The sequence below is a fragment of the Streptomyces sp. NPDC053665 genome, assembly GCF_055585285.1.
In genome coordinates, this window is the sequence record NZ_JBVJKK010000006.1 from 16065 (window position 1) to 38729 (window position 22665).

Sequence of the window (22665 nt, forward strand, 5' to 3'; positions counted from 1 at the left end):
TTTCGGCCACCGTGCGGGCATGGTGGTGATCGGCACGTTCGTCTGCCTGCCCCGTCCGGCTGGCGCACCGGCGCCACACGCGGTGGGATCGAAAGGGTGCGAACCGGCGATCCAGGGGCAGTCGAATGGCGTTCGAGGCAGACCGCCTGGAGCCGCAGAAAGGGATGAACACCGTGACACGACCCAGGATCCTGGTGGTGGGCGCTGGCTTCGCCGGCGTGGAGTGCGTCCGCCGTCTGGAACGGAAACTCTCCCCCGACGAGGCGGACGTCACCCTGGTGACCCCCTTCGCCTACCAGCTCTACCTGCCGCTGCTCCCCCAGGTCGCCTCCGGCGTGCTGACACCGCAGTCGATCGCCGTGTCCCTGCGCCGCAGCAAGCGGTACCGCACGCGGATCATCCCGGGCGGCGCGATCGGCGTGGACCTGAAGTCCAAGGTCTGCGTCATCCGCACCATCACCGACGAGATCGTCAACCAGCCGTACGACTACATCGTGCTGGCGCCCGGCAGCATCACCCGGACCTTCGACATCCCGGGCCTGACGGACCACGCGTTCGGCATGAAGACCCTGGCCGAGGCGGCGTACATCCGGGACCACGTCATCTCCCAGCTGGACCTGGCCGACGCGAGCCAGGACCCTCAGGAGCGGGCCTCGCGGCTGCAGTTCGTGGTGGTGGGCGGCGGTTACGCCGGCACCGAGACCGCCGCCTGCCTGCAGCGCCTCACGCACGCGGCGGTCCGGCGCTACCCGCGGCTGGACCCCAAGCTGATCAGGTGGCACCTGATCGACATCGCGCCGAAGCTCATGCCGGAGCTGGGCGACAAGCTCGGCCGCAGCGCGCAGGACATCCTCCAGCGCCGCGGCATCGAGATCTCCCTGGGCACCTCGATCGCCAAGGCGGGCCCCGAGGAGGTCACCTTCACCGACGGGCGGGTGATCCCGACCCGCACGCTCATCTGGACGGCCGGTGTCGTCGCCAGCCCGCTCATCGCCACGCTCGGCGCCGAGACCGTCAAGGGGCGGCTGGCCGTCGGCGCCGAGATGAACCTGCCCGGCGACGACGGGGTGTTCGCGCTCGGCGACTCGGCGGCCGTGCCCGACCTGGCCAAGGGCGACGGGGCCGTGTGCCCGCCGACCGCGCAGCACGCGCTGCGGCAGGGCAGGCACGTCGCCGACAACGTCATCGCGTCGCTGCGCGGCCAGGCACTGACGCCGTACGTGCACAAGGACCTGGGGCTGGTGGTCGACCTGGGCGGCACCGACGCCGTCTCCAAGCCGCTCGGCGTCGAGCTGCGCGGCCTGCCCGCCCAGGCCGTGGCCCGCGGGTACCACTGGTCGGCCCTGCGCACCAACGTCGCCAAGACGCGGGTGATGACCAACTGGCTGCTCAACGCGGTCGCCGGTGACGACTTCGTGCGCACCGGCTTCCAGGCCCGCAAGCCGGCGCGGCTGAAGGACTTCGAGTACACGGACGCCTATCTGTCGCCCGAGCAGGTGCGCGAGCGGATCGGCGGTGCCACCCGGCAGGAGTAGACCGGGCCGGTCGGGACCTTCCGCCGCCGGCATGACATGCTGTAAAGCGGATCTTGGTCTGAGTCGGGAGAGAGTGCGACGGCGTGAGGGCAGCGGGACGCTCGGTGCGGACACGACTGCGGGACCGGGTCGCGGCGTCCGACCCCGGGCTGCTGCGCCTGACGGCGGGGCTGCGCACCGTCGGCGCCATCGCCCTCACCCTGGCGCTGCTGTCCCTGCTGGGCGCCGATGTGCACCTGCTCGTGGCCGGGGCCATCGCGGCGATGGTCGCCACCTTCGCCATCCGGGAGAAGCAGCTCGGCCCGCAGGCGGTGACCCTGGCCGTCGGGCTGCCGGTGGCGCTGGCGTCGGTCTCCCTGAGCGCGGTGCTCTCCACGCGCCCGGTGGCGGGCGACGTCTTCTTCGTCGTGCTGATCTTCTGCGCGGTGTACGGCCGCCGTTTCGGTGACCGGGGCACCGCGCTCGGGCTGATCGGCTTCCAGGTCTACTTCCTGTCCCTCTTCGTCGGCGCGACCCTCACGGGTCTGCCGGAGTTGTGGGGCGCCATCGCGCTGGCCTTCGCCTCCAGTGCCATCCTGCGCTTCGCCGTCGTGCCGGCGACGCCGGCGTCGGTCCTGGTGCGGCTGCGGCTCGCCTTCCGGGCCCGGCTGGCCCAGCTGGTGGCCGCGCAGCTGGAGCTGCTGGACGCGGGCGCGGACGACATGGACAAGGCGCTGGAGGCCGTGCGCGAGGGCACCGCGCGGCTGCACGAGACGGCCATGATGATCCAGGGGCGGCTGGAGGAGGGCACCCCGGACGAGTCCGCGGCGCGGCTGGTGCAGCGCCGCATCGCGGAAGCCGAGATCGCCGCCGAGCGGCTCGGGCTGCTGCTGCTGACGGCCCGCAGCGCCGAGCGGGCCGACACCCTCACCCTGCACCTGCCGGGCGCGCCCGCCCCGTCGGTGACCGTGCCCGCCGTCCCGGACGAGTCCACCGTCACGCTGCGCCGCGATCTGCGGGCGCTGCACACCCTGGTGCTGCGGGGCGGGGACGCGGGGACCGGGCTGGCGCAGGTGCGCAACCGGCTCCTCGGCTACCGCGACGAGGAGAACCTGCCGCCCGCCTCCGCCGCCGTCCAGGACGTCTTCCGCGGCATCGGCGAGGCCGCCCGTGCCGTGCTCGGGCTGCGGATCGCGCTGGACGGTCCGCAGGACGAGTCGGACGACTCCCCCGCCACGGCCCGCTCCCGCGAGGAGCTGGACGCCGAGGAGGCGGCACTCGACGGCGGCGCCGAGGAGAGCGCCCAGGAGGAGCAGACCGGGCTGCGCCGTCCCACCACGCGGGCCGCCGTGCAGGTCTCCGTCGGGTCCTCGCTGGCGATCCTGGGCGGTGAGCTGCTGTCCACGCAGCGCTGGTACTGGGCGGTGCTGACGTGCTGGATCGTCTTCATCAACACGTCCTCGACCGGCGAGATCCTGGTCAAGGGCTACCGGCGGCTGCTGGGGACGGTGTTCGGCGTCGTGGCCGGCATCGTGCTGGCGGGCCTGGTCGGCAACCACACCTGGACGGCGTTCGCCCTGGTGCTGGTGCTGATCTTCGCGATGTTCTACACGGCCCCGCTGTCGTACACGCTGATGTCCTTCTTCGTCACGGCGATGCTGGGGCTGCTGTACACGCTGCTGCACACCTACAGCCTCGACGTGCTGGTGCTGCGGATCGAGGAGACGGCCCTGGGGGCCTTCTGCGGCGTGGTCGCGGCGGCGCTGGTGCTGCCGGTGCAGACCGACCGGCGCACCAACGAGCTGCTGGAGACCGTCCTGGAGCGGCTGTCCGACGTCACGCAGGCGGCCGTGGCGCAGCTCAGCGGCGGGCCGGCGGACGGCCTGCTGGACAAGGCGCGCGACCTGGACCAGGCGCTGGCCGATCTGCGGGCCGCCACCCAGCCGCTGACCCATCCGGTCACGCCGCTGCGCAGCCGCCGCGACACGGCCCGGTACGTGGTGGCCCTGCTGGAGACGTCCGCGTACCACGCGCGGACCCTGGCGGCGACCGCCGAGCTGCTGCCGACGCATCCGTCGATCGCGGCGGACCCGCGGCTGCGGGGGGCGGCGGGGCGCACCGTGCGCAACATCGAGGCCATCGCGGCCCGGGTCGCGGACGAGCGCGCGCAGGCGCTGGTGGAGACCGGCCCGAGCATCGCCTCGCTGCTGGGCTCGGACGCCGGCACACCGCGCTACGGCCGGATCACCGACCGCGTGCTGCGGCACCTGGAACGGCTGGACGAGGCCGTGGTGGGCCTCGCCCGGCCGCTGGGGGTACGGGTGGGCCCGCCTCCGGCGTGAGGCGGGCCGCGGTTCAGAAGTCGGTGGGCAGTCCGCTCACCTCGGCGATGCCGCGCAGCTCCTCGGTCTGGCGGTGCCGCTCCTTGATGTAGTCGGCGATCTCGCCGAGCCGGACGGGGTCGGAGGCCGTGGAGGCGTCCGTGACGATCCTGACCGGGCCGGTGTCGTCGACCTCCAGTTCGATCACCTCGTTGTCCAGGCGGCCGGTGACGGCCGTGGCGATGACGAGGGCCACCTCGTCACGGACCTCCTGCGGCAGTTCGTCGTCGGTCCCGGAGTCGAGCGCGAAGTCCAGGCTGGACAGGCGTTCCTCGTCGATCGCCTGGAGCACCGGTTCCACCGCGCGCATCAGGAGGCTGTAGTCCTCCGTGTCCATCCGGATGCGCAGGAGGTCCAGGTACACGTCCACGGGACGGCCATCACCATGCGGAATCTCGGAATCGCTCATTGGCCTCGTGTTCCCCGTTCGGCGCGGCTCAGACGCGCCGATAGCGGGCCATGGCGAACGAGAACACCCCGAAGAGCACCAGCCCGACCGCGACGATCACCAGCAGCCAGGGGCCGAGCGGGGTGTCGGCGAAGGTCCGCAGGGTGTCGTCCAGGCCCTTGGCCTTGTCCGGCTCGTAGTCGACGGCGGCGCGGACGGCGAAGACTCCGGCCGCGGCGAACACCAGGCCGCGGGCCACGCCGCCGGCCACGCCGGTGACGTCCACGAACTGCCGGGTGCGGCGACTCATCTGCCCCATGCGCATCTTGTCGTGGTACTTGCGCATCGCGGCCCGTACCCCGATCCAGCCGCCGGCCGCGACGACGGCGATCCCGGCCGCGCCGACCAGCCACTGGCCGCCGGGCATCTCCATGACCTTGGCGGTGGCGTCGCGGGACTGCTGGTCGCTGGATCCGCCGCTCTGGTGGCGGGTGGCCGCGAAGGACAGCACGGAGTAGGCGACGAAGGAGTAGAAGCAGAAGCGGACCGCGGACAGCAGCCGCTTGCGGGGGCTGCGGCCGTCCTTGCCGACCGAGCCGAACAGCACCTCGGACAGCCGCCACAGCGCCATGCCCACCAGGCCGATGCCCAGCGCCCACAGCAGGACCGCACCGAAGGGCTTCTGGGACAGTTCCGCGAGGGCACCGCCGCGGTCGGCCTGCTTGCCCGTGTCGCCGAAGGCGATCTGCACGGCCAGCGCACCGACCAGCAGATAGATCACGCCCCGGGCGCTCAGGCCCGCCCGCGCCGCCCCCTCGGTCACCGAGCCGCGCGCCATGCGCCGGGCCCGGAACCCGTTCTGTGCCATCGCACTCGTGTTCATCTCGACCTCCCGGAGGTGCGGATGCCCCCGGTCGGGGGCCACACACCCGGGCGACGTCAGGAGCGGCGCAACCGCGCGCCGCGGGCGGTGCGCCCGAGGGCGTGCAGGTACTCCAGCGCGTCGAGGACGACCGTACGGTCGTGCCAGGCCAGCCAGCGGCCGGCCTGGCCGCCCAGGGAGTCCAGAGCCTTGAGCTGGGCGGTGGTCAGCCCGGTCAGGGGACGGTCCATGTGCGCCGAGACCATGCCGACGCACAGCCCGGACGCGGTCGTCAGGGGCACGCTGTGGCACGCCCTGCTGCCGGCCTCCAGGATCGCCAGCCTTGCCGGTTCGGTGAACACCGGGGCGCTCTCCACGTCACGCACCGTCACCTGGGAGACGTCGCGGGCGGCGTGGGCGCAGGAGGTGCCGTCCTCCCCGACATGGGCGAAGAAGTCGACGAACCGGGCCGTGAGCCCGGTGTGCTCCTCCATGCGCAGCCCGCCCCGGGCCCGGTCGGCGAGCTGGACGTTGCCCATGGACGTGCCGGTCACCGTCAGGGTGTGCCCGAGCACGGCCTTCAGGACCGCGCCGCGGCTCCCGGACTCCCGGTGCGCGGTGGTGAAGGTGAGCTCCGGCGGGGGCTGCCGGACCCGCCGGGGGAACCACAGCTGCTGCCCGGCGTCGGGCCGGCCCACGGTGACCAGGGTCTCGGCCAGGGCGCGCAGCTTGACGTTGTGGCGCTGGGACGCCCGCTGCATCAGGGCGAAGGCGCTCTCCGCGTCGGCCAGGCCGTACCGTTCCTGGAGCATGCCCTGGGCCTGGGAGATCAGCGGGTACACACGGGCCCGAGCCCGCAGATCGCGCACTTCGGCGCGCAGCCGCTCCAGCTCGTCGTCGTCGCCGGCGGCCGGCCGTCCCGCTGAGGACATGGCTCTCCCTCGCTCCGGGCATGGGCGGGCCCGGCCGCGGCTGCCGCCGTCGGCCGGGCCCCTTGCTCAGGCTCGCCTTCCCCGCCGTGTCAGGCGCACACGTGGTCAGGCGCTGCCGGCGGCCGACACGCGTGCCTCGGCGGCCGCGGGAGCGGGAATCGTCTCCCGGGCCGGAACGGACGCGGCCGCGAGCCACTGGTGGGCGGCTTCCAGGGCGCGCCGCACGTCCCGGGTGCCGGTGGTCACGCACAGCGTGTACGCCAGGTCGCGTGCCCGCGGGTTCGTCTCGACGGGACCACGGCCGGCGTGTGCGGCGGTCAGCGCCTCGTACTCGTCGACGAGACGGCGCAGCACGGCGGGGTTGGGCCTCAGCATGGTTCGTTGCTCCTCGGTGGGGGTGGGTGGGTCAGACCGTGGTGGAGGGGCCGCCGGTGCCCCGCTTCCCGGTCCGCTGTCCCAGGACCTCGTCACGCACGCGCGCGCAGCTGCGGCTGATGAGGCGGGACACGTGCATCTGGGAGATGCCGAGCCGGTCGGCGATCCGGCTCTGGGTCATGTCCTCGAAGAAGCGCATGTAGAGGATGGCCCGTTCGCGCTCGGGCAGCCGGCGCAGGCCTTCCTTGGCGGATTCGCGGTCGATCACGATGTCGTACGACGAGTCCGCCGCGCCGAGGGTGTCGGCGAGGCTGTAGCCGTCGTCGTCCGTGGAGAGTTCGGCGTCCAGCGACAGGGTGCTGAAGCTCTCCAGGGCCTCCAGCCCGGCACCGACCTCTTCCTCGCTCAGGCCGGTGTGGCGGGCGATGTCCGCCACGGAGGGCTCGGGGCTGCCGGGGTTCTGGGTGAGTTCACGCCGTGCCACCCGCACCTTGTTGCGCAGTTCCTGCACGCGGCGGGGCACCCGCAGGGCCCACATGCGGTCGCGGAAGTGCCGCTTGACCTCACCGGTGATGGTGGGGACGGCGTAGCTCTCGAAGGCGCCCCGGCTCGGGTCGAAGCGGTCGATGGCCTTGACCAGGCCCAGGGCGGCCACCTGGCGGAGGTCCTCGAGGGACTCGCCGCGGTCGCGGAAGCGACCGGCGATGCGGTGGGCCATGGGCAGCCAGAGGGTGACCAGTTCGTCGCGGACGGCGTCCCGCTCGGGGCCTTCCTCCAGTTCCGCCATCCGGGCGAACAGGGCCGCGGTGTCGGGTGCGTCGTCGTGACGCCGCCGGGTGGAGGTGGCCGTCGTTTCGGGCGTGCCGGGACGATGGGTGGGCGTATCGATGAGCATGCGGATTCGCTCCTGAACGGTCGTTTCAGGGATTGACCGCGGGAGGAACGCTGCCGGAACGCCGAAGAGGGCCTCCGGGGCAGCCGTACCGCTCCCGCTGGCGCGCCTCCGGTCCGAAGCACGAAACTGCGTCTGCCCCTACCCCGGGGCAGCAAACTCCACTTTGCCGAAGAATCCGGAATCCCGCTTTGCACACCTATCGGCGGGAACGGTTCACGGCCTGCCGGACGAGGTGCGGCGGGAGGGGTCCTCGGCCTGCCGGACGAGGGGGACGACGGCGGTGATGCACTTGCCGCCGGCGGGCAGGTCGGACACCCGGACGTCGCGGGAGAGCCGGCAGACGATCGGCCAGCCGTGTCCCCCGTGTTGAGTGCGCCCCTGCGGGTCGGTGCGCGGTACGGCCGCGGGCAGCCGGTCGCTGCGGTCGCTCACGGAGAGCCGCACGCGGGCGCCGTCGACGTCCACCTGGAAGTCCGTGACCCCGCCGCCGTGCAGGATCGCGTTGCTGGTCAGTTCCGAGGCGACGAGCAGCGCGTCCGAGAGGGCGTCGGCGTCGCAGGGGGTGGGGGTGGCACGGCAGCGTTCGGCCACGGCCCGGCGCACGGCCAGGCGGGCCTCGGCGGGTTGGCGCGGCCGGGTCCGTTCCGCCCCCGGCGGCTCGGAGAGGTAGAGGTCGGTCATGTGCTCGTCGCACATCCTGCAGCTCCCTGGTCGATGCGGACGGAAGCGGGATCCGGACCGCGCCCGGTGTCCGTCCGGCGCATCGGGGGGTCCTCGGGTCCACCGCTTCCTGCTGCCTGCCGCGGCCGTCGGGGGTGCGCCCCGGAGCGCCGCGGGTCTCCTTGTCCGGCTCACCTCTCGCCGCACCTGCAAACCTCGGCACCGCCCGAAAGACCCCGTTGGTCCCGGGTCCGGTCCCGTGAACGCCCCGGACGGCCGCAGCCGGTGCCATCCCGGGGCGTTCACGGGGTAGGCGGTGGTCATGACCGATGTGGTGGATTCCGACGAACTGCTGCGGCGCATCCAGCGTGCGAGGACGTGCGCGCTGGAGGAGGAGCGGGCGTGGCGGGCCAGGAGCGAGGAACTGGACGCGACCGATCCGCAGGGAGCCCGGGACGCGGCCGTGCGGCGGATGTCATTCGAGGCGGTGGCGCGGGTGCTGGAGGAGATCGTGGCGCCGGGCCGGCACGCCGCCGACGCCTGACCCGGCACCGGACGCCGGGCACCGGGTACCGGACGCCGGGCGCCGGGCGCCGACCACCGGGTCGACCCGCCGCGGGGTCCGGACCGTTACCCGGGCTGCGGCCGTTCGAGTGACGGCACGGCCCGGGACGGGCACGCCCGGCTGCGCCGGGCGTCCGGGCGGCAGCCCGGCACACCCGCGTCCCGTGAACGGCGGGCACCGGCCCGGCACCAGCGCGCGGCCCGTGAGCCGGGCGGATTGCCCGCGGCCGGGTCGGGAACCAGGTGCGCATGACAGTCGACCACAGCCGAGCCCCCGTTCTGGAAGCCCTCGACGCGTACCGCAGGAAGGGACATCTGTCGTTCACGCCGCCCGGGCACAAGCAGGCGCGCGGTGCGGATCCGGAGGTCCGGGAGATCCTCGGGGACGCGGTGTTCCACGGGGACGTGCTGGCGTCGGGGGGCCTGGACGACCGTCTGACGCGCGGCCGCGTGCTGGAGCGGGCGCAGGAGCTGATGGCCGACGCGGTCCACGCCGAGCACACGTTCTTCAGCACGTGCGGCAGTTCCCTGTCGGTGAAGGCGGCCATGCTGTCGGTTGCGGGCCCGCACGAGAAACTGCTGGTCGGCCGGGACGCCCACAAGTCGGTGGTGTCGGGCCTGATCATCTCGGGCATCGAGCCGGTGTGGGTCGAGCCCCGCTGGGACGCGGAGCGGCACCTGGCCCATCCCCCGTCGGCCGAGGAGTTCGAGCGCGCCTTCGCGAGGCACCCGGACGCGCGCGGGGCGCTGGTCACCAGCCCGACGCCCTACGGCGGCTGTGCGGACCTGCGGGCGATCGCCGACGTGTGCCACCGGCGCTCGCGGCCGCTGATCGTGGACGAGGCGTGGGGCGCGCACCTGCCGTTCCACCCCGGGCTGCCCTCCTGGGCGATGGACGCGGGCGCCGACATCTGCGTGACCAGCATCCACAAGATGGGCAGCGGTCTGGAGCAGGGTTCGGTCTTCCACCTGCAGGGCGATCTGGTCCCGCCGGAGCTGCTCGGCATGCGCGCCGACCTGCTGGGCACGACCAGCCCGTCGGTCCTGATCTACGCCGGTCTGGACGGCTGGCGGCGGCAGATGGCGCTGCGCGGCGAGGAACTCATGGGCGGCGCGCTGGAGCTCGCGGCCGAGGTGCGCGCCGCCATCGAGGAGATCGACGGGATGCACGTCGAGGACCGCGCGGACTTCTGCGGTCCGGGCCTCGCCGACGACTTCGATCCGCTGCCCGGCGTCATCGACCTGTCCGGTCTGGGCATCACGGGCTTCCAGGCCGCCGACTGGCTGCGCGAACACCGGCAGATCGACGCGCACCTGGTGGACCACCGCCGTATCGGCATGCAGATCACCCACGCCGACGACCGGGACACCACCGGGGAACTGCTGGAGGCGCTGACCGACCTGGCCCGGGCCGCTGGGGATCTGCCGCGGGCACCGAGGGTGGAGGTGCCCTCGCCCGCGGGTCTGCGGATGGAACAGGCGCTGCTGCCGCGTGACGCGTTCTTCGGCCCGGCACAGGCCGTGCCCCTGGAGGAGGCGGCCGGGCGGATCGCCGCGGAGATGATCACGCCGTACCCGCCGGGGATCCCGGCGGTGCTCCCCGGTGAGCGCCTGACCGAGCCCGTGCTGGCCTACCTGCGCAGCGGGCTGGACGCGGGCATGCACCTGCCCGATCCGACGGACCCGACGCTGCGGACGGTCCGGGTGCTCGACGAGCGGGCGCAGCGGCCCGGAAAGTGAAACGGGTCACGCAACCGGGTTTCGGCTACGCACGAGCGCGCCAAATGGTTTAGCGTTCATTCATACGTGGTGACGAGGTGGACCCCGCCGTCCTTCGTGCATCACCGTGAACTGCCCTGGCTGGTTTCCCCCGTCCAGCCAGGGCTTTTTCATGCCCGGACGCGACCGGCCCCGGCTGCGGCGGCCCCGGATCCGGGAAGTCGCCGACGCCGAGGTGCCCCCGTTCCCCCGAGCGGCTGAAATGGGCATAGGGACAGCACCCCAGTCGACCGCCCGGCGAGGAGCCCCGCATGACCAAAGCGATCAAACTCCTGACCGCCCTGCCCCCGCCCCAGCGGCACCACCTGATGGAGCTCGCCCGGGAGGTCTCCTTCCCCGAGGACGCCCGGATCTTCGAGGCCGGCGGCACGGCCGACCGCTTCTGGGTCATCCGCTCCGGCGCGGTCTCCCTGGACCAGCAGGTGAACTCGCTCCAGCGGGTCACCGTCGCGAGCCTCGGCGCGGGCGACCTGCTCGGCTGGTCGTGGCTGTTCCCGCCGTACGTCTGGGACTTCGGCGCGGTGGCGTTCAGCCCGGTACGGGCCTACGAGTTCGACGCGGAGGCCGTCCTGCGACTGGCCGAGGAGGATCCGCAGCTCGGGCTGACGCTGGTGCGCAACGTCGCCGAAGTGCTGGCGCACCGGCTGGAGATGACGCGGGGCAAGCTCATGGAGCAGTACACCCTGCACCGGCGCGGTGCCCTGTGAGCCGTCAGACGCGGTAGCGCCGCAGCGCCGGGACGGCGGCGGCCAGCACCAGCATCGCGGCGACCACCAGCAGCCCGCCGCCCGCGACGGCGGTGCGGGGGCCGAAGGCGGAACCGGCGGTGCCGTGCAGCACGTCGGCCAGACGCGGCCCGCCCGCCACGACGACGGTGAACACGCCCTGCATGCGCCCGCGCATCTCGTCGGTGGCGGCGGACAGCAGGATCGCCCCGCGGAAGACCATGGACACCATGTCGGCCACGCCCGCGAGCGCGAGGAACGCCACCGCGACCCAGAGGCTGCGGCTGAGCCCGAACCCGGTGATGGCCGCACCCCAGGCCACGACCGCGCCGATGACCATCCAGCCGTGCCGCCGGGCCCGGGAGAAGGTGCCGGAGAACAGCCCGCCGAGCACGGCCCCGACGGGGATCGCGGCGAACAGCAGCCCCAGCGCGACGCCCTCGCCGTAGGGCGCGTACGTCTGGGCGGCGAGCTGCGGGAACAGGGCGCGCGGCATGCCGAACACCATCGCCACGATGTCGGCCAGGAAGGACAGCAGCAGCACGGCGTGGCCGGAGATGTAACGGAATCCGGCAACGATCTCGCGCAGGCCCGCACGGCGCTCGGAGGCGGTGCCCGACAGGGGCGGCAGCGCCGGCAGCCGGTACACGGCCCACACCGTGACGCACAGGGCCAGGGCGTCGATGAGGTAGAGCTCGGGCAGCCCGACGACGGGTATGAGGGCGCCGGCCAGCAGCGGGCCCGCGACCTGCCCGGTCTGCATCACGGTCGAGCCGAGGGCGCTGGCCGCGGGCAGCTCGTCCTCCGGTACGAGCCGGGCGATGGAGGCGCTGCGGGCGGGCGCGTTGAGGCCCCAGAACGCCTGCTGCATCGCCAGCAGCACCATGAGCGCGGCCACCGACTCCAGCCCGGCGAGGGCCTGGAGCCAGAACAGCAGCGAGGTGAGGGCGATGCCGCTGTTGGTGATCAGCAGCAGCCGGCGCCGGTCCATGGTGTCGGCGATCGCCCCGCCCCACAGCGCGAACACGATCAGCGGGACCAGGCCGGCCAGGCTCGCGGCGCCCACCCACGCCGAGGAGCCGGTGATGTCGTAGATCTGCTTGGGCACGGCGACGGCGGTGAGCTGGCTGCCGACGGCGGTGACGATGGTGGAGCTCCACAGCCGGCGGTAGGCGGGGCGGCGCAGCGGGCGGGTGTCCATGGCCCAGCGTCGCCAGCCGCGCCGCCGGGAGGTGCCGGCTCCCGTGTCCCGCTCTTCGGTCGTGCTCTCGCTCGCGTCCACGCGCCGCTTCCTCGATGCTCGCTACATCTTTCTGGCCGGGGATCACTATCGCACCGGTCGCCGGATCCGCGGCGGCCGGTGTCAGCTTCCGGCGAGGAGTACGGCCCCGAGCACGATCATGGTGGCGGCGACCAGGGCGTCCAGGACGCGCCAGGCGGCCGGCCTGGCCAGGAACCGGCCGAGCAGCCGGGCGCCGAAGCCCAGGGCGGTGAACCAGCACAGGCTGGCGAGCACGGCCCCCAGGCCGAACGTCCAGCGCAGGGAGCCGTGGTCGGCGGCGACGGATCCGAGGAGGAAGACGGTGTCGAGGTAGACGTGCGGGTTCAGCCAGGTCATGGCCAGGCAGGTCAGCACGGCCCGGCGGGCGGAGCCGGCCGCCTCCCCCTCCGCCCGCAGCGCCCCGCCGCCGGGCCGGATCACCCGCCGCGCGGCCAGCGCCCCGTAGCAGAGCAGGAAGGCGCCGCCGATCCAGCCGACCGCCCGCAGCGCGCCCGGCCACGCCACCACCACCGCTCCGACACCGCCGACGCCGAGCGCGATGAGCAGGGCGTCGGACAGGGCGCAGATGCCGACCACGGCGAGGACGGCCTGGCGGCGGATCCCCTGGCGCAGCACGAAGGCGTTCTGGGCCCCGATGGCGACGATGAGGGACAGTCCGGTGCCGAATCCGGCGGCGCCGGCGGTGAAGGTGCTGGTCATGGCGCTGACGCTACGTACCGGATCTCTGCGGGTCCAGCTAAGGATTCTTACGTATCGTTAGCACACGTGATGATGACGGATCTCCCCCTGGATCAGGTGCGCACGCTGCTCGCGGTGGTGGACGAGGGGACGTTCGACGCGGCCGCCGCCGCCCTGCACGTGACGCCGTCGGCGGTCAGCCAGCGCGTGAAGGCACTGGAGCAGCGCACGGGGCGGGTGCTGCTGCTGCGGACGAAGCCGGTGCGGGCGACGGAGTCGGGCGAGGTGCTGGTGCGGCTGGCCCGCCAGGTGGCGCGGCTGGAGCACGACGCGTACACGGAGCTGGGACTCAGCGGCGGCGGGGAGCCGACGCGGGTGTCGGTGGCGGTGAACGCGGACTCGCTGGCGACCTGGTTCCTGCCCGTCCTCACGCGGGTGCCGCAGGAGGCGCGGCTCTGTTTCGAGCTGCGCCGCGAGGACGAGGACCACACGGCCGCCCTGCTCCGCGAGGGGGTGGTGATGGCGGCGGTGACCTCGTCGGCGGACGCGGTGCCGGGCTGCTCGGTGCGCTCGCTGGGGCGCATGCGCTACCTTCCCGCGGCCTCGCCGGAGTTCGCCGCGCGCCATCTGCGCGCGCCTCTCGCGCAGGTGCTCCCTCGGGTCCCGGTGGTGGTCTTCGACCGGCGGGACGACTTCCAGGACGGGTTCGTCCGCCGGCTCACGGCCGGCCGGAGCGGCGCGAGTGCGCTGCGGCAGTACGTGCCGACCTCGGAGGGGTTCGCCGAGGCGGTCGCGGCCGGGCTCGGCTGGGGCCTGGTGCCCGAGGCCCAGGCGGCGCCCCTGCTGCGGGACGGGCGGCTCGTGGGCATCGCGCCGGACCGGGCCGTGGACGTCCCGCTGTACTGGCAGCTGTGGAAGCTCGACTCGCCCGCGCTCGCACAGGTCGCCCGGACGGTGACGGCGGTCGCCGCCGAGGCCCTGCGGCCCTGAGACGCCCGGGCCGGGATGATCCCGCTAGGCCTCTTCCTCCCGGCAGGCGTCCAGGCGGGCCTGTGCGCTGTCCAGCAGCATCTCCAGGGCCGTCGGGTAGGCGCTGGTGACCATGCGGGTGGCGAGCAGGGGTGCCGCCTCGGCGATGCGGGGATGCGTGGCGGCGGGCAGCCGGGCGTAGGTCGAGCGCCACATCTGCTCGTCGGAGCGCAGCGAGTCGGCGGGCAGCGCGAGGGACGCGGCGTCCAGCGCGGCCAGTCCGAGCGTGGTGTCGATGAAGGCGTGGTAGACCCGCACCGCCTCGGGCAGCGGGAAACCCGCCGTGCGCAGGACGTCCAGCAGCGCCTCGTCGGCGGCGATCTCACTGGCCCGGCCGGAGACGCGGCTCGCGGTGAGCACCGCCGCCTGCGGGTGCTCGACGTACGCGGCGTGCACCCGCAGCCCGAAGGAGCGCAGGTCGGCCCGCCACTGCCCGGTGCGCCGCCAGCCGTCGAGCGCCTGGCCGATCAGGGCGTCGCCGATGGCGAGCGTGAGGTCGTCCATGCCCCGGAAGTACCGGTAGAGCGTGCTCGGGTCGGCGTCCAGGGCCAGGCCCAGTCGGCGGGCGGTCAGGCCCGCGCTGCCGTGCTCGCGCAGCATGCGCAGCGCGGTCTCGACGATCAGCTCCTCGGACAGCACGGTCCCGCTCTTGGTGGGCCTGCGCCGGCGGCGCTCGCCCTCGGGTACCACGGGCTTGGGCACGGTGCTGCTCCCTTCCGGGTCGCCTTATGCCAACGCCATTGACCTTAAGGCACGGGGCGGCGTTGTATCGGTCCCACAGCGCGTCACGTTCTTCGCGAATAGGGAGTTTCTGTCATGCGTGTTCTGCTCGTGGGTGCCGGCGGCGTGGGCGGTGCGATCACCCGGATCGCGGCCCGGCGGCCGTTCTTCGAGGCCATGGTGGTGGCCGACTACGACCCGGCCCGCGCCGAGGCGGCGGTGGCCGCGCTCGGCGGGGACGCCCGTTTCACCGCGGAGCAGGTCGACGCGGGTGACGAGGCGGCCGTCGCCCGGCTGCTGGCATGGCACCGCTGCGACGTCCTGCTCAACGCCACCGACCCGCGCTTCGTGATGCCGCTCTTCCGTGCCGCACGCGCGGCCAACGCTACCTACCTCGACATGGCGATGTCCCTGTCCCGTCCGCACCCCGAGCGGCCCTACGCGCAGGTCGGGGTGAAACTGGGCGACGAGCAGTTCGAGCAGGCGGCCGACTGGGAGAAGGAGGGCCTGCTGGCGCTCGTCGGCATGGGGGTGGAGCCGGGCCTGTCCGATGTGTTCGCCCGCCACGCCGCCGACGAACTCTTCGACGAGATCGAGGAGATCGGCATCCGGGACGGCGCGAACCTGACCGTCGACGGGTACGACTTCGCCCCCTCCTTCAGCATCTGGACCACCATCGAGGAGTGCCTCAACCCGCCGGTGGTCTACGAGAGCGACCGTGGCTGGTTCACCACCGAACCCTTCAGCGAGCCCGAGGTGTTCGACTTCCCCGAGGGCATCGGTCCGGTCGAGTGCGTGAACGTGGAGCACGAGGAGGTGCTGCTCGTGCCGCGCTGGGTCGACGCGCGCCGGGTGACCTTCAAGTACGGCCTGGGCCGGGAGTTCGTCGAGACGCTGAAGACGCTGCATCTGCTGGGGCTGGACCGCACCGAGCCGGTGACCGTGCCCGGGCCGGACGGCCCGGTGGCCGTCTCGCCGCGGGACGTGGTCGCCGCCTGCCTGCCCGACCCGGCGACCCTCGGCGAGCGGATGCACGGCAAGACGTGTGCGGGCACCTGGGTGCGCGGGATCAAGGACGGCGAGCCGCGCGAGGTGTACCTCTACCACGTGGTGGACAACCAGTGGTCGATGACCGAGTACGGCTCGCAGGCCGTGGTGTGGCAGACCGCCGTCAACCCCGTGGTCGCGCTCGAACTCCTCGCCACCGGCGCCTGGTCGGGCACGGGTGTGCTGGGTCCCGAGGCGTTCCCCGCCCGCCCCTTCCTGGACCTGCTGACGGCCTACGGCTCCCCGTGGGGCATGCGCGAGCAGTGACGGTTCGTCCGCCGGTCCCGGTTTCACCACGCGTCGACAGGTGACCCGAACAGAAGCGAGCATCCAGAACTGCACATCTCTACCGCGATGCAGGTGACTTCGATGGACAACTGGCGCAACCACGCTTCCTGCCGGACCGAGGACCCCGAGCTGTTCTTCCCGATCGGCACCTCCGGCCCGGCCCTGTTGCAGACCGAACAGGCCAAGGGGGTGTGCCGGCGTTGCCCGGTGCAGGAGCAGTGCCTGCAGTGGGCACTGGACACCGGGCAGTCCATCGGCGTGTGGGGCGGGACCAGCGAGGACGAGCGCCGTGCGCTGAAGCGGCGCGCGGCGGCCCGCCGCCGCTCCGGCTGAGTCCCTCCCTCCCCTCTCCTCCCTCCCCTGGGGGTCAGCTGCGGCGCAGCGTCCCCCAGGGGTTCTCCTGCCGGGCGACCTCCGCCTTCGCCTCGTCGATCACCCGCCGGTCGATCCGGCACAGCGGCCGGGCCTCGACGACCAGGGGTTCGTTGTCCGGCCCGCGGGCCGCCTCCCGCCCCGCGAGCACCCAGGGCTGCACCCCCGGACCCTTCTCGTGCGGCAGATGGGCGTAGTCGAACAGACGGCGCGCCACCCACAGGCGGACCGGGCGGTCCTCCCACCACTCCTCCACACCGAGCGGGTTGGCGGACAGACCCGGCATCTGCACCCCGGTCAGGTCGTCCTTGCTGGACACTCTGCGCAGATCGGTCTCCGGGCCGCGGGACCAGCGGACGTACAGGCCGTCGTGCCGTTCGACCAGTTCGGCGAGTTCGTCGAGTGTGCGCACGACCGGCAGGTCGTCCCTCGCGCTCATGCCGTGACCTCCTCGTTCGGCGCCGTCGGCGGACGGAGTACCCGCCGCGCGTGCGCGGAATCCGCCGTCTCGCGCCGGGCGGTGCCGTCCGCCGGACGGGGTTAGGCTCGCGGCACCTCCACCGCCGCGAGCCACCGAGAGGAGCCGGCCATGAGTGTCCGTGTGCGCCGTGTCTACGACCCCGCCGAGCCGGAGGACGGGACCCGGGTCCTGGTCGACCGGCTGTGGCCGCGCGGACTGGCGAAGGACCAGGCACGGGTCGACGCGTGGCCGAAGGCGCTCACCCCGTCGACGGAACTGCGCCGCTGGTACCACGCGGGCGAGGGCGGCTACGAGGAGTTCGCCGAGCGGTACGAGGCGGAACTGGCCGCCGACGAGGCCGCCGAGGCGCTCGACGATCTGCGTGCCCTGGTCCGCAAGGGCGACGTGACCCTGCTGACCGCGTCGAAGACGCCGGAGCAGAGCCACGCCACCGTGCTGACCCGCCTCCTCGACGACTGAGGAGGCGGGCGGCCCGCGTCCGTCAAGCGGTCTGCTTCGCCGCCGCGCGGCCCGCGGCCCGGCCGGAGAACAGGCAGCCGCCGAGGAAGGTGCCCTCCAGCGCGTTGTAGCCGTGCACTCCCCCGCCGCCGAACCCGGCGACCTCCCCTGCCGCGTACAGGCCCTCGATCGGTGTGCCGTCGGCTCCCAGGGCGCGGGAGTCGAGGTCGGTCTGGATGCCGCCGAGGGTCTTGCGGGTGAGGACGCGCAGCCTGACGCCGATCAGCGGGCCGGCCGCCGGGTCGAGGATGCGGTGCGGGGTGGCGACCCGGCCCAGGCGGTCGCCGATGTAGCGGCGGGCGTTGCGGATGCCCTGCACCTGGGCGTCCTTGGCGTAGGGGTTGGCGATCTGCAGGTCGCGGGCCTCGATCTGGCGCTTGATGTCCTCGGCGTCGAGCAGCGGCTCGCCGGTGAGGCGGTTCATCTTCTCCACCAGCTGCTCGACGCTCGGCGCGGTGACGAAGTCGGCGCCGTTGCGCACGAAGGCGTCGACCGGTCCGGGCGCGCCCTTGCCGAGGATGCGTTCCTTCAGGAATCCGGCGCGGTCCTTGGCGGTGATGTCCGGGTTCTGCTCGGAGCCCGACAGCGCGAACTCCTTCTCGATGATCCGCTGGGTGAGGATGAACCAGGAGTGGTCGTACCCGGCGATGTCCTCGGTGGTGCGCAGGTGCTTCAGGGTGCCGAGGGTGTCGTAGCCGGGCAGGTACGGCCCGGGCAGACGGCGGCCGCGGGCGTCGAACCACATCGAGGACGGCCCGGGCAGGATGCGGATGCCGTGGCCGGGCCAGATCGGGTCCCAGTTCGCCAGGCCCTCGGTGTAGTGCCACATGCGGTCGCGGTTGACCAGGCGTACGCCCGCCTCGGCGCTGATGTCGAGCATCCGGCCGTCGACGTAGGCGGGGACGCCGGTGACCATCTCCCGCGGCGGGGTGCCGAGGCGTTCGGGCCAGTGGCGGCGGACGATGTCGTGGTTCGCCCCGATGCCGCCGCTGGTGACGACGACGGCCTGGGCCGTGAGTTCGAACGCGCCGACGGCCTCGCGGCTGGAGGCGACGCCGCGCGGCGAGCGGTCCTCGGCGAGGGCCGTGCCGCGCACGCCCGTGGCGGCGCCGCCCTCGACGACCAGGGCGTCGACCCGGTGGCGGTGGTGGAAGGTGAGCAGCCCGTCCCGGGCGGCCTGCCGGGCGTGGCGCACGAAGGGCTCGACGACGCCGGTGCCGGTGCCCCAGGCGATGTGGAAGCGGGGGACGGTGTTGCCGTGGCCGTGCGCGGTGAGGTCGCCGCGCTCGGCCCAGCCCACGGTGGGCAGGAACGTGATGCCGTGGCCGGCGAGCCAGGACCGCTTCTCCCCCGCGGCGAACTCCACGTAGGCGCGGGCCCAGCGCACCGCCCAGGAGTCCTCGTCGTCCAGCCGGTCGAAGCCGGCGCTGCCCCGCCAGTCGCTCCACGCCAGGTCGAAGGAGTCCTTGATGCCCAGGCGCCGCTGTTCCGGCGAGCCGACGAGGAACAGCCCGCCGAAGGACCAGAACGCCTGGCCGCCGAGGTTGGCGGCGTTCTCCTGGTCGACGAGCGCGACCCTCCTGCCCCTGCTGGTCAGTTCGTGTGCCGCGACCAGGCCGGCGAGGCCCGCTCCGACGACGATGACATCGGCGTCCATGGCGACCGTTCCCTTCTTCAGTCCTGCGCGTGGTCCGGGGTGCCGCTGCCGTCGGTCAGCAGGGCCGTGAGCAGTTGCTTCAGCCAGGCCCGGGCGCGCTCGGCGTCCCGGTCCAGCAGCAGTTGGACGGTGACGCCGTCGTACGCCGCGACCACGGCCTGGGCGGCGCCGTCGGTGCCGCCGAGGACGGCGGGCAGCGGGGTGTGGCCGCGGGCTCGGGCGAGGCGGTCGGCGATGGCCTGCCGCAGCCGGGCGCGGTGCCGCAGCAGGCTGTGCGCCACCTCGGGGTCGCGGGCCGCGTGCACGAGGAAGTCCGTCTTGACCAGCAGCCAGTCGCGGTCCAGGAGCAGCACGTCGGTCACGCGGTCCACGGCGGCCGGCACGTCCAGGCCCTCTCCGTCGAGGGCCAGGGCCCCGGCCACCTGTTCGGCGATGAGGTCGGCCCGTTCCTCGTAGAGCGCGAAGAACAGCTCGTCCAGGCTGGAGAAGTTGGAGTAGAAGGCGCCCCTGCTGTACCCGGCGGCGTCGCAGATCTCCTCGATCGAGACGTGCCCGAAGCCCTTGGCCGCGAAGACGGCGAAGGCGGCCTCCAGGAGCCTGGCGCGGGTGCGCACCCGGCGCCGGGTCACGCGGCCGGTGGTTGCCTGCACGGTCGGCCTCCTTTCGATACAGGAATGTATTCGATACATCGCTGTATCGAAAGGGCCCGGAGCGAGTGGGTCGACCCCTCCCCCAATGGAACATCTTTTCGAATAGGAGGTACGCTGCAGACATGCACCTCCAGGGCTCCCTCTTCGACCAGACCGACGAGCTGCGCCTCGGTCCGCTCGACGGAATCCGCCGCACCGGGCTCGGCGCCGGTGCCTGGCTCGACGTCCTGCCCGGGTGGCTCTCCGGCTCGGACGCGCTGTTCGAACAGCTCGCCGCCGAGGTGCCGTGGCGGGCGGAGCGCCGCCAGATGTACGACCACGTCGTCGAGGTGCCCCGGCTGCTCGCGTACTACGGCGCGGACGACCCGCTGCCCCACCCGGTGCTGGCCGAGGCGCGGAACGCGCTGAGCGCCCATTACGGCGAGGAGCTGGGCGAGCCGTTCACCACGGCGGGCCTGTGCTACTACCGCGACGGCCGGGACAGCGTGGCCTGGCACGGCGACCGGATCGGGCGCGGTGCCCGCGAGGACACGATGGTCGCCATCCTGTCCGTCGGAGCACCGCGGGACCTGCTGCTGCGGCCTCTCGGCGGCGGCGGGAGCACCGTGCGGCGCCCGCTCGGCCACGGCGACCTCGTCGTCATGGGCGGGTCCTGCCAGCGCACCTGGGAGCACTCGATCCCCAAGAGCACCCGGGCGACGGGACCGCGCATCAGCATCCAGTTCCGCCCCCACGGCGTGCGGTGACCCGCCCGCCGCGACCGGTCCGGCCCCCTCGGCCCCACCCGCCGCCCGCGCCCGCGCCGGGGTCTGCTTTCCTGTCCCCCGACAGGACCGGCGGCCACACCGACACAGGGCGGGGCGATCATGCGGGCGGACGTGCAGCACGTCGCGGACGGCACCTACCTGGTGCACGGCTCGAACACGAACTGGGTGATCCTCACCGACGGGGACGCCGCCACGCTGATCGACACCGGCTACCCCGGCGACCGTGAGCAGGTCCTCGCCTCGCTCGCGCAGGTGGGCAGCGCACCGGAGGCCGTCGCGGCCGTGCTGATCACCCACGCGCACAACGACCATCTGGGCTCCGCCGAGCACCTGAGCACCGCGTACGGCACGCCCGTGCACCTGCACGACGCCGAAGTGCCGCACGCGCGGCGGGAGTTCCTCCACCAGGTGACCGTGGGCACGGTGCTGCGCAACGGGTGGCGGCCGGGCGTGCTGCCGTGGGCCGTACACGCGCTGCGCTCGGGCGGCACCGCCCACGTCCCCGTCACCGCCCCGCGGGCCTTCCCGGACACCGGCGCGCTGGACGTCCCCGGGCGGCCCGTCCCGGTGCACACCCCGGGCCACACCGACGGGCACTGCGCGTACCACGTGCCGGGCACCGGGGTGCTGATCTCCGGCGACGCCCTGGTCACCGGGCACCCCACCGCGCGCATCCGAGGGCCGCAACTGCTGCCGGACATGTTCCACCGCGAGCGCCCCCGTGCCCTGGCCTCCCTCGACACGCTGGCGGACCTGGACGCCGAGGTGCTGCTGCCCGGCCACGGCCCGGTGCACCGCGGTCCGGTGCGCGACGCCGCTCTGAGGGCCCGGGAACTGGCCCTTTAGAGTGAGGCCACGATCGGCGGCGAGACGAGGACGAGCGGCCCATGGCACTGCAGATCAGCGCGACCAACCCGGAGCACCCCGCGCTCCTGCTGGAACTGCCGTGGGACGTCCCCCTGGAGGAGTGGCCGGCGGAGTACCTCGTGCCGCTGCCCCGCGGCATCTCCCGGCACGTCGTGCGCTACGCGCGGGCCGGCGACGAGGTGATCGCCGTGAAGGAGCTGGCGGAGCGGCCCGCCCTGCGCGAGTACGAGCTGCTGCGCGACCTGGACCGCATCGGGATCCCCGCGGTGGACCCGCTGGCCGTGGTCACCGGCCGCATCGACACGGACGGGGCCCCGCTGGAGAGTGTCCTGGTCACCCGGCACCTGGGCGGCTCCATGCCCTACCGCTCCATGTTCGAGACGACCATGCGCCCGGCCACCATGCACCGGCTGATGGACGCCCTCGCCGTGCTGCTGGTGCGGCTGCACCTGGCCGGATTCGCCTGGGGCGACTGCTCGCTGTCCAACACCCTCTTCCGGCGCGACGCGGGCGCCTACGCGGCCTACCTCGTGGACGCCGAGACCGGTGACCTGCACCCCCAGCTGAGCCCCGGGCAGCGGGAGTACGACCTCGATCTCGCCCGGGTGAACATCAGCGGGGAACTGCTGGACCTGGAGGCGTCCGGGGCCCTGCACCCGTCGGTGGACCCGATCGAGTTCGGCACGGAGATCTGCGCCCGCTACCGCGGCCTGTGGGACGAGCTGACCCGCACCTCGGTGTACCCGGCCGGCAAGTACCACTACATAGAACGCCGCATCCGCCGCCTGAACGACCTCGGTTTCGACGTCGCGGAGATGCAGATCGAGCACGCCTCCAACGGCGACAGCGTCACCTTCGTGCCCAAGGTGGTCGACGCGGGGCACCACCAGCGCCAGCTGCTGCGCCTGACCGGGCTGGACACCGAGGAGAACCAGGCCCGGCGGCTGCTGAACGACCTGGAGAGCTGGATGGCCACCCAGGACGACTACGACCCCGCGGACCCCCTCGCCGCCCGGCCGGAGGTCCTCGCCCACCGCTGGGTGCGGGAGGTGTTCCGCCCCACCGTGCGGGCCGTGCCGCCCGGACTGCGCGGCGCCGTGGACCCGGCGGAGATCTACCACCAGCTCCTGGAGCACCGCTGGTACCTGTCCGAGCGGGCCCAGCAGGACATCGGCCTGGACACGGCCGTCGCGGACTACATCGAGAACGTCCTGCCGGCGGCGGACGAGACCCCGCCGCCGGCGCAGGGCTGAG

24 protein-coding genes are annotated in these 22665 nt (G+C 73.3%); 12 read left to right on the forward strand and 12 right to left on the reverse strand.

Annotated elements, in window-relative coordinates:
- Window positions 1–164: 164 nt before the first annotated feature.
- Together ACZ6ZN_RS23270 and ACZ6ZN_RS23275 are read left to right on the forward strand one after the other, a co-directional pair.
- Window positions 165–1535, forward strand: coding sequence for an NAD(P)/FAD-dependent oxidoreductase (locus ACZ6ZN_RS23270; RefSeq protein WP_451879193.1), 1371 nt, complete (start codon window positions 165–167; stop codon window positions 1533–1535).
- An 83-nt stretch (window positions 1536–1618) separates the two neighbouring features.
- Entirely contained in the window at window positions 1619–3856 is a 2238-nt protein-coding gene (locus ACZ6ZN_RS23275; RefSeq protein ID WP_469649014.1) for an FUSC family protein, read from the forward strand.
- A gap of 13 nt (window positions 3857–3869) precedes the next feature.
- On the opposite strand, the gene ACZ6ZN_RS23280 is transcribed toward ACZ6ZN_RS23275, so the two are convergent.
- The 6 genes from ACZ6ZN_RS23280 to ACZ6ZN_RS23305 form a co-directional block, all read right to left on the reverse strand.
- On the reverse strand, window positions 3870–4304 hold the full coding sequence (locus ACZ6ZN_RS23280; protein ID WP_398108241.1) for a hypothetical protein: 435 nt from the start codon (window positions 4302–4304) through the stop codon (window positions 3870–3872).
- A 28-nt stretch (window positions 4305–4332) separates the two neighbouring features.
- A complete protein-coding gene (locus ACZ6ZN_RS23285) occupies window positions 4333–5166 on the reverse strand; it encodes a DUF1206 domain-containing protein (protein WP_451879184.1) in 834 nt (277 codons plus the stop codon).
- Between the two features lie 56 nt (window positions 5167–5222).
- Window positions 5223–6077, reverse strand: coding sequence for an ANTAR domain-containing protein (locus ACZ6ZN_RS23290; RefSeq protein ID WP_469649017.1), 855 nt, complete (start codon window positions 6075–6077; stop codon window positions 5223–5225).
- Between the two features lie 105 nt (window positions 6078–6182).
- A complete protein-coding gene (locus ACZ6ZN_RS23295; protein WP_469649020.1) occupies window positions 6183–6452 on the reverse strand; it encodes a DUF5133 domain-containing protein in 270 nt (89 codons plus the stop codon).
- Between the two features lie 31 nt (window positions 6453–6483).
- Window positions 6484–7347, reverse strand: coding sequence for a SigB/SigF/SigG family RNA polymerase sigma factor (locus ACZ6ZN_RS23300; protein ID WP_398108245.1), 864 nt, complete (start codon window positions 7345–7347; stop codon window positions 6484–6486).
- Between the two features lie 213 nt (window positions 7348–7560).
- On the reverse strand, window positions 7561–8043 hold the full coding sequence (locus ACZ6ZN_RS23305; protein WP_469649024.1) for an ATP-binding protein: 483 nt from the start codon (window positions 8041–8043) through the stop codon (window positions 7561–7563).
- Window positions 8044–8329: 286 nt separating this feature from the next.
- On the opposite strand from ACZ6ZN_RS23305, the gene ACZ6ZN_RS23310 reads away from it, so the two are divergent.
- The 3 genes from ACZ6ZN_RS23310 to ACZ6ZN_RS23320 all read left to right on the forward strand — a co-directional run bounded on the left by ACZ6ZN_RS23310 (window position 8330) and on the right by ACZ6ZN_RS23320 (window position 11057).
- Window positions 8330–8551, forward strand: a complete 222-nt coding sequence (locus ACZ6ZN_RS23310) for a hypothetical protein (RefSeq protein ID WP_398108247.1) — start codon at window positions 8330–8332, stop codon at window positions 8549–8551.
- Between the two features lie 269 nt (window positions 8552–8820).
- Window positions 8821–10311, forward strand: a complete 1491-nt coding sequence (locus tag ACZ6ZN_RS23315) for an aminotransferase class I/II-fold pyridoxal phosphate-dependent enzyme (RefSeq protein ID WP_469649027.1) — start codon at window positions 8821–8823, stop codon at window positions 10309–10311.
- A 290-nt stretch (window positions 10312–10601) separates the two neighbouring features.
- Window positions 10602–11057 (forward strand): cyclic nucleotide-binding domain-containing protein, encoded by a 456-nt coding sequence (locus ACZ6ZN_RS23320; protein ID WP_398108249.1) that lies wholly within the window; start codon window positions 10602–10604, stop codon window positions 11055–11057.
- A 4-nt stretch (window positions 11058–11061) separates the two neighbouring features.
- Here the strand turns inward: ACZ6ZN_RS23320 and ACZ6ZN_RS23325 are convergent, their stop codons facing one another.
- A complete protein-coding gene (locus ACZ6ZN_RS23325) occupies window positions 11062–12357 on the reverse strand; it encodes an MFS transporter (RefSeq protein WP_469649030.1) in 1296 nt (431 codons plus the stop codon).
- A gap of 81 nt (window positions 12358–12438) precedes the next feature.
- Window positions 12439–13056 (reverse strand): LysE/ArgO family amino acid transporter, encoded by a 618-nt coding sequence (locus tag ACZ6ZN_RS23330; RefSeq protein ID WP_469649032.1) that lies wholly within the window; start codon window positions 13054–13056, stop codon window positions 12439–12441.
- A 69-nt stretch (window positions 13057–13125) separates the two neighbouring features.
- On the opposite strand from ACZ6ZN_RS23330, the gene ACZ6ZN_RS23335 reads away from it, so the two are divergent.
- Window positions 13126–14025, forward strand: a complete 900-nt coding sequence (locus tag ACZ6ZN_RS23335) for a LysR family transcriptional regulator ArgP (protein WP_469649826.1) — start codon at window positions 13126–13128, stop codon at window positions 14023–14025.
- 24 nt (window positions 14026–14049) lie between these two features.
- Here the strand turns inward: ACZ6ZN_RS23335 and ACZ6ZN_RS23340 are convergent, their stop codons facing one another.
- Entirely contained in the window at window positions 14050–14766 is a 717-nt protein-coding gene (locus ACZ6ZN_RS23340; RefSeq protein WP_451879176.1) for a TetR/AcrR family transcriptional regulator, read from the reverse strand.
- A gap of 114 nt (window positions 14767–14880) precedes the next feature.
- Here ACZ6ZN_RS23340 and ACZ6ZN_RS23345 point away from each other — a divergent pair, with 114 nt between their 5' ends.
- Both ACZ6ZN_RS23345 and ACZ6ZN_RS23350 read left to right on the forward strand, forming a co-directional pair.
- A complete protein-coding gene (locus tag ACZ6ZN_RS23345) occupies window positions 14881–16098 on the forward strand; it encodes a saccharopine dehydrogenase family protein (protein WP_469649034.1) in 1218 nt (405 codons plus the stop codon).
- A 102-nt stretch (window positions 16099–16200) separates the two neighbouring features.
- Window positions 16201–16452: a WhiB family transcriptional regulator gene (locus ACZ6ZN_RS23350; protein WP_369194178.1), complete on the forward strand. Its 252-nt coding sequence runs from the start codon at window positions 16201–16203 to the stop codon at window positions 16450–16452.
- A gap of 34 nt (window positions 16453–16486) precedes the next feature.
- On the opposite strand, the gene ACZ6ZN_RS23355 is transcribed toward ACZ6ZN_RS23350, so the two are convergent.
- On the reverse strand, window positions 16487–16930 hold the full coding sequence (locus tag ACZ6ZN_RS23355; protein ID WP_398108254.1) for a DUF6098 family protein: 444 nt from the start codon (window positions 16928–16930) through the stop codon (window positions 16487–16489).
- Window positions 16931–17080: 150 nt separating this feature from the next.
- Here ACZ6ZN_RS23355 and ACZ6ZN_RS23360 point away from each other — a divergent pair, with 150 nt between their 5' ends.
- Complete coding sequence (locus ACZ6ZN_RS23360) at window positions 17081–17431, forward strand: DUF488 domain-containing protein (RefSeq protein ID WP_451879174.1); 351 nt, start codon at window positions 17081–17083, stop codon at window positions 17429–17431.
- Between the two features lie 22 nt (window positions 17432–17453).
- Here ACZ6ZN_RS23360 and ACZ6ZN_RS23365 read toward each other — a convergent pair whose 3' ends face one another.
- Both ACZ6ZN_RS23365 and ACZ6ZN_RS23370 read right to left on the reverse strand, forming a co-directional pair.
- On the reverse strand, window positions 17454–19127 hold the full coding sequence (locus tag ACZ6ZN_RS23365; RefSeq protein ID WP_469649037.1) for an FAD-binding dehydrogenase: 1674 nt from the start codon (window positions 19125–19127) through the stop codon (window positions 17454–17456).
- A 17-nt stretch (window positions 19128–19144) separates the two neighbouring features.
- Window positions 19145–19816, reverse strand: coding sequence for a TetR/AcrR family transcriptional regulator (locus ACZ6ZN_RS23370; RefSeq protein ID WP_451879172.1), 672 nt, complete (start codon window positions 19814–19816; stop codon window positions 19145–19147).
- A gap of 83 nt (window positions 19817–19899) precedes the next feature.
- Between ACZ6ZN_RS23370 and ACZ6ZN_RS23375 the strand changes: the two genes are divergently transcribed.
- The 3 genes from ACZ6ZN_RS23375 to ACZ6ZN_RS23385 all read left to right on the forward strand — a co-directional run bounded on the left by ACZ6ZN_RS23375 (window position 19900) and on the right by ACZ6ZN_RS23385 (window position 22664).
- Window positions 19900–20523 (forward strand): alpha-ketoglutarate-dependent dioxygenase AlkB, encoded by a 624-nt coding sequence (locus ACZ6ZN_RS23375; RefSeq protein WP_469649040.1) that lies wholly within the window; start codon window positions 19900–19902, stop codon window positions 20521–20523.
- Window positions 20524–20643: 120 nt separating this feature from the next.
- Complete coding sequence (locus tag ACZ6ZN_RS23380; protein ID WP_469649042.1) at window positions 20644–21390, forward strand: MBL fold metallo-hydrolase; 747 nt, start codon at window positions 20644–20646, stop codon at window positions 21388–21390.
- A 41-nt stretch (window positions 21391–21431) separates the two neighbouring features.
- Window positions 21432–22664 (forward strand): DUF4032 domain-containing protein, encoded by a 1233-nt coding sequence (locus ACZ6ZN_RS23385; RefSeq protein WP_469649044.1) that lies wholly within the window; start codon window positions 21432–21434, stop codon window positions 22662–22664.
- Window position 22665: the final 1 nt, after the last annotated feature.

Excerpts from the sequence above, each read along its gene's own strand:
- ACZ6ZN_RS23375 (WP_469649040.1), top strand. The coding sequence starts at position 19,900 with ATGCACCTCCAGGGCTCCCTCTTCGACCAGACCGACGAGCTGCGCCTC.
- ACZ6ZN_RS23290 (WP_469649017.1), bottom strand. The coding sequence starts at position 6,077 with ATGTCCTCAGCGGGACGGCCGGCCGCCGGCGACGACGACGAGCTGGAG.
- ACZ6ZN_RS23280 (WP_398108241.1), bottom strand. The coding sequence starts at position 4,304 with ATGAGCGATTCCGAGATTCCGCATGGTGATGGCCGTCCCGTGGACGTG.
- ACZ6ZN_RS23365 (WP_469649037.1), bottom strand. The coding sequence starts at position 19,127 with ATGGACGCCGATGTCATCGTCGTCGGAGCGGGCCTCGCCGGCCTGGTC.
- ACZ6ZN_RS23295 (WP_469649020.1), bottom strand. The coding sequence starts at position 6,452 with ATGCTGAGGCCCAACCCCGCCGTGCTGCGCCGTCTCGTCGACGAGTAC.
- ACZ6ZN_RS23360 (WP_451879174.1), top strand. The coding sequence starts at position 17,081 with ATGAGTGTCCGTGTGCGCCGTGTCTACGACCCCGCCGAGCCGGAGGAC.
- ACZ6ZN_RS23315 (WP_469649027.1), top strand. The coding sequence starts at position 8,821 with ATGACAGTCGACCACAGCCGAGCCCCCGTTCTGGAAGCCCTCGACGCG.
- ACZ6ZN_RS23300 (WP_398108245.1), bottom strand. The coding sequence starts at position 7,347 with ATGCTCATCGATACGCCCACCCATCGTCCCGGCACGCCCGAAACGACG.
- ACZ6ZN_RS23385 (WP_469649044.1), top strand. The coding sequence starts at position 21,432 with ATGGCACTGCAGATCAGCGCGACCAACCCGGAGCACCCCGCGCTCCTG.
- ACZ6ZN_RS23345 (WP_469649034.1), top strand. The coding sequence starts at position 14,881 with ATGCGTGTTCTGCTCGTGGGTGCCGGCGGCGTGGGCGGTGCGATCACC.
- ACZ6ZN_RS23355 (WP_398108254.1), bottom strand. The coding sequence starts at position 16,930 with ATGAGCGCGAGGGACGACCTGCCGGTCGTGCGCACACTCGACGAACTC.
- ACZ6ZN_RS23320 (WP_398108249.1), top strand. The coding sequence starts at position 10,602 with ATGACCAAAGCGATCAAACTCCTGACCGCCCTGCCCCCGCCCCAGCGG.
- ACZ6ZN_RS23310 (WP_398108247.1), top strand. The coding sequence starts at position 8,330 with ATGACCGATGTGGTGGATTCCGACGAACTGCTGCGGCGCATCCAGCGT.
- ACZ6ZN_RS23305 (WP_469649024.1), bottom strand. The coding sequence starts at position 8,043 with ATGTGCGACGAGCACATGACCGACCTCTACCTCTCCGAGCCGCCGGGG.
- ACZ6ZN_RS23370 (WP_451879172.1), bottom strand. The coding sequence starts at position 19,816 with ATGTATCGAATACATTCCTGTATCGAAAGGAGGCCGACCGTGCAGGCA.
- ACZ6ZN_RS23380 (WP_469649042.1), top strand. The coding sequence starts at position 20,644 with ATGCGGGCGGACGTGCAGCACGTCGCGGACGGCACCTACCTGGTGCAC.
- ACZ6ZN_RS23285 (WP_451879184.1), bottom strand. The coding sequence starts at position 5,166 with ATGAACACGAGTGCGATGGCACAGAACGGGTTCCGGGCCCGGCGCATG.
- ACZ6ZN_RS23330 (WP_469649032.1), bottom strand. The coding sequence starts at position 13,056 with ATGACCAGCACCTTCACCGCCGGCGCCGCCGGATTCGGCACCGGACTG.
- ACZ6ZN_RS23350 (WP_369194178.1), top strand. The coding sequence starts at position 16,201 with ATGGACAACTGGCGCAACCACGCTTCCTGCCGGACCGAGGACCCCGAG.
- ACZ6ZN_RS23270 (WP_451879193.1), top strand. The coding sequence starts at position 165 with ATGAACACCGTGACACGACCCAGGATCCTGGTGGTGGGCGCTGGCTTC.
- ACZ6ZN_RS23335 (WP_469649826.1), top strand. The coding sequence starts at position 13,126 with ATGATGACGGATCTCCCCCTGGATCAGGTGCGCACGCTGCTCGCGGTG.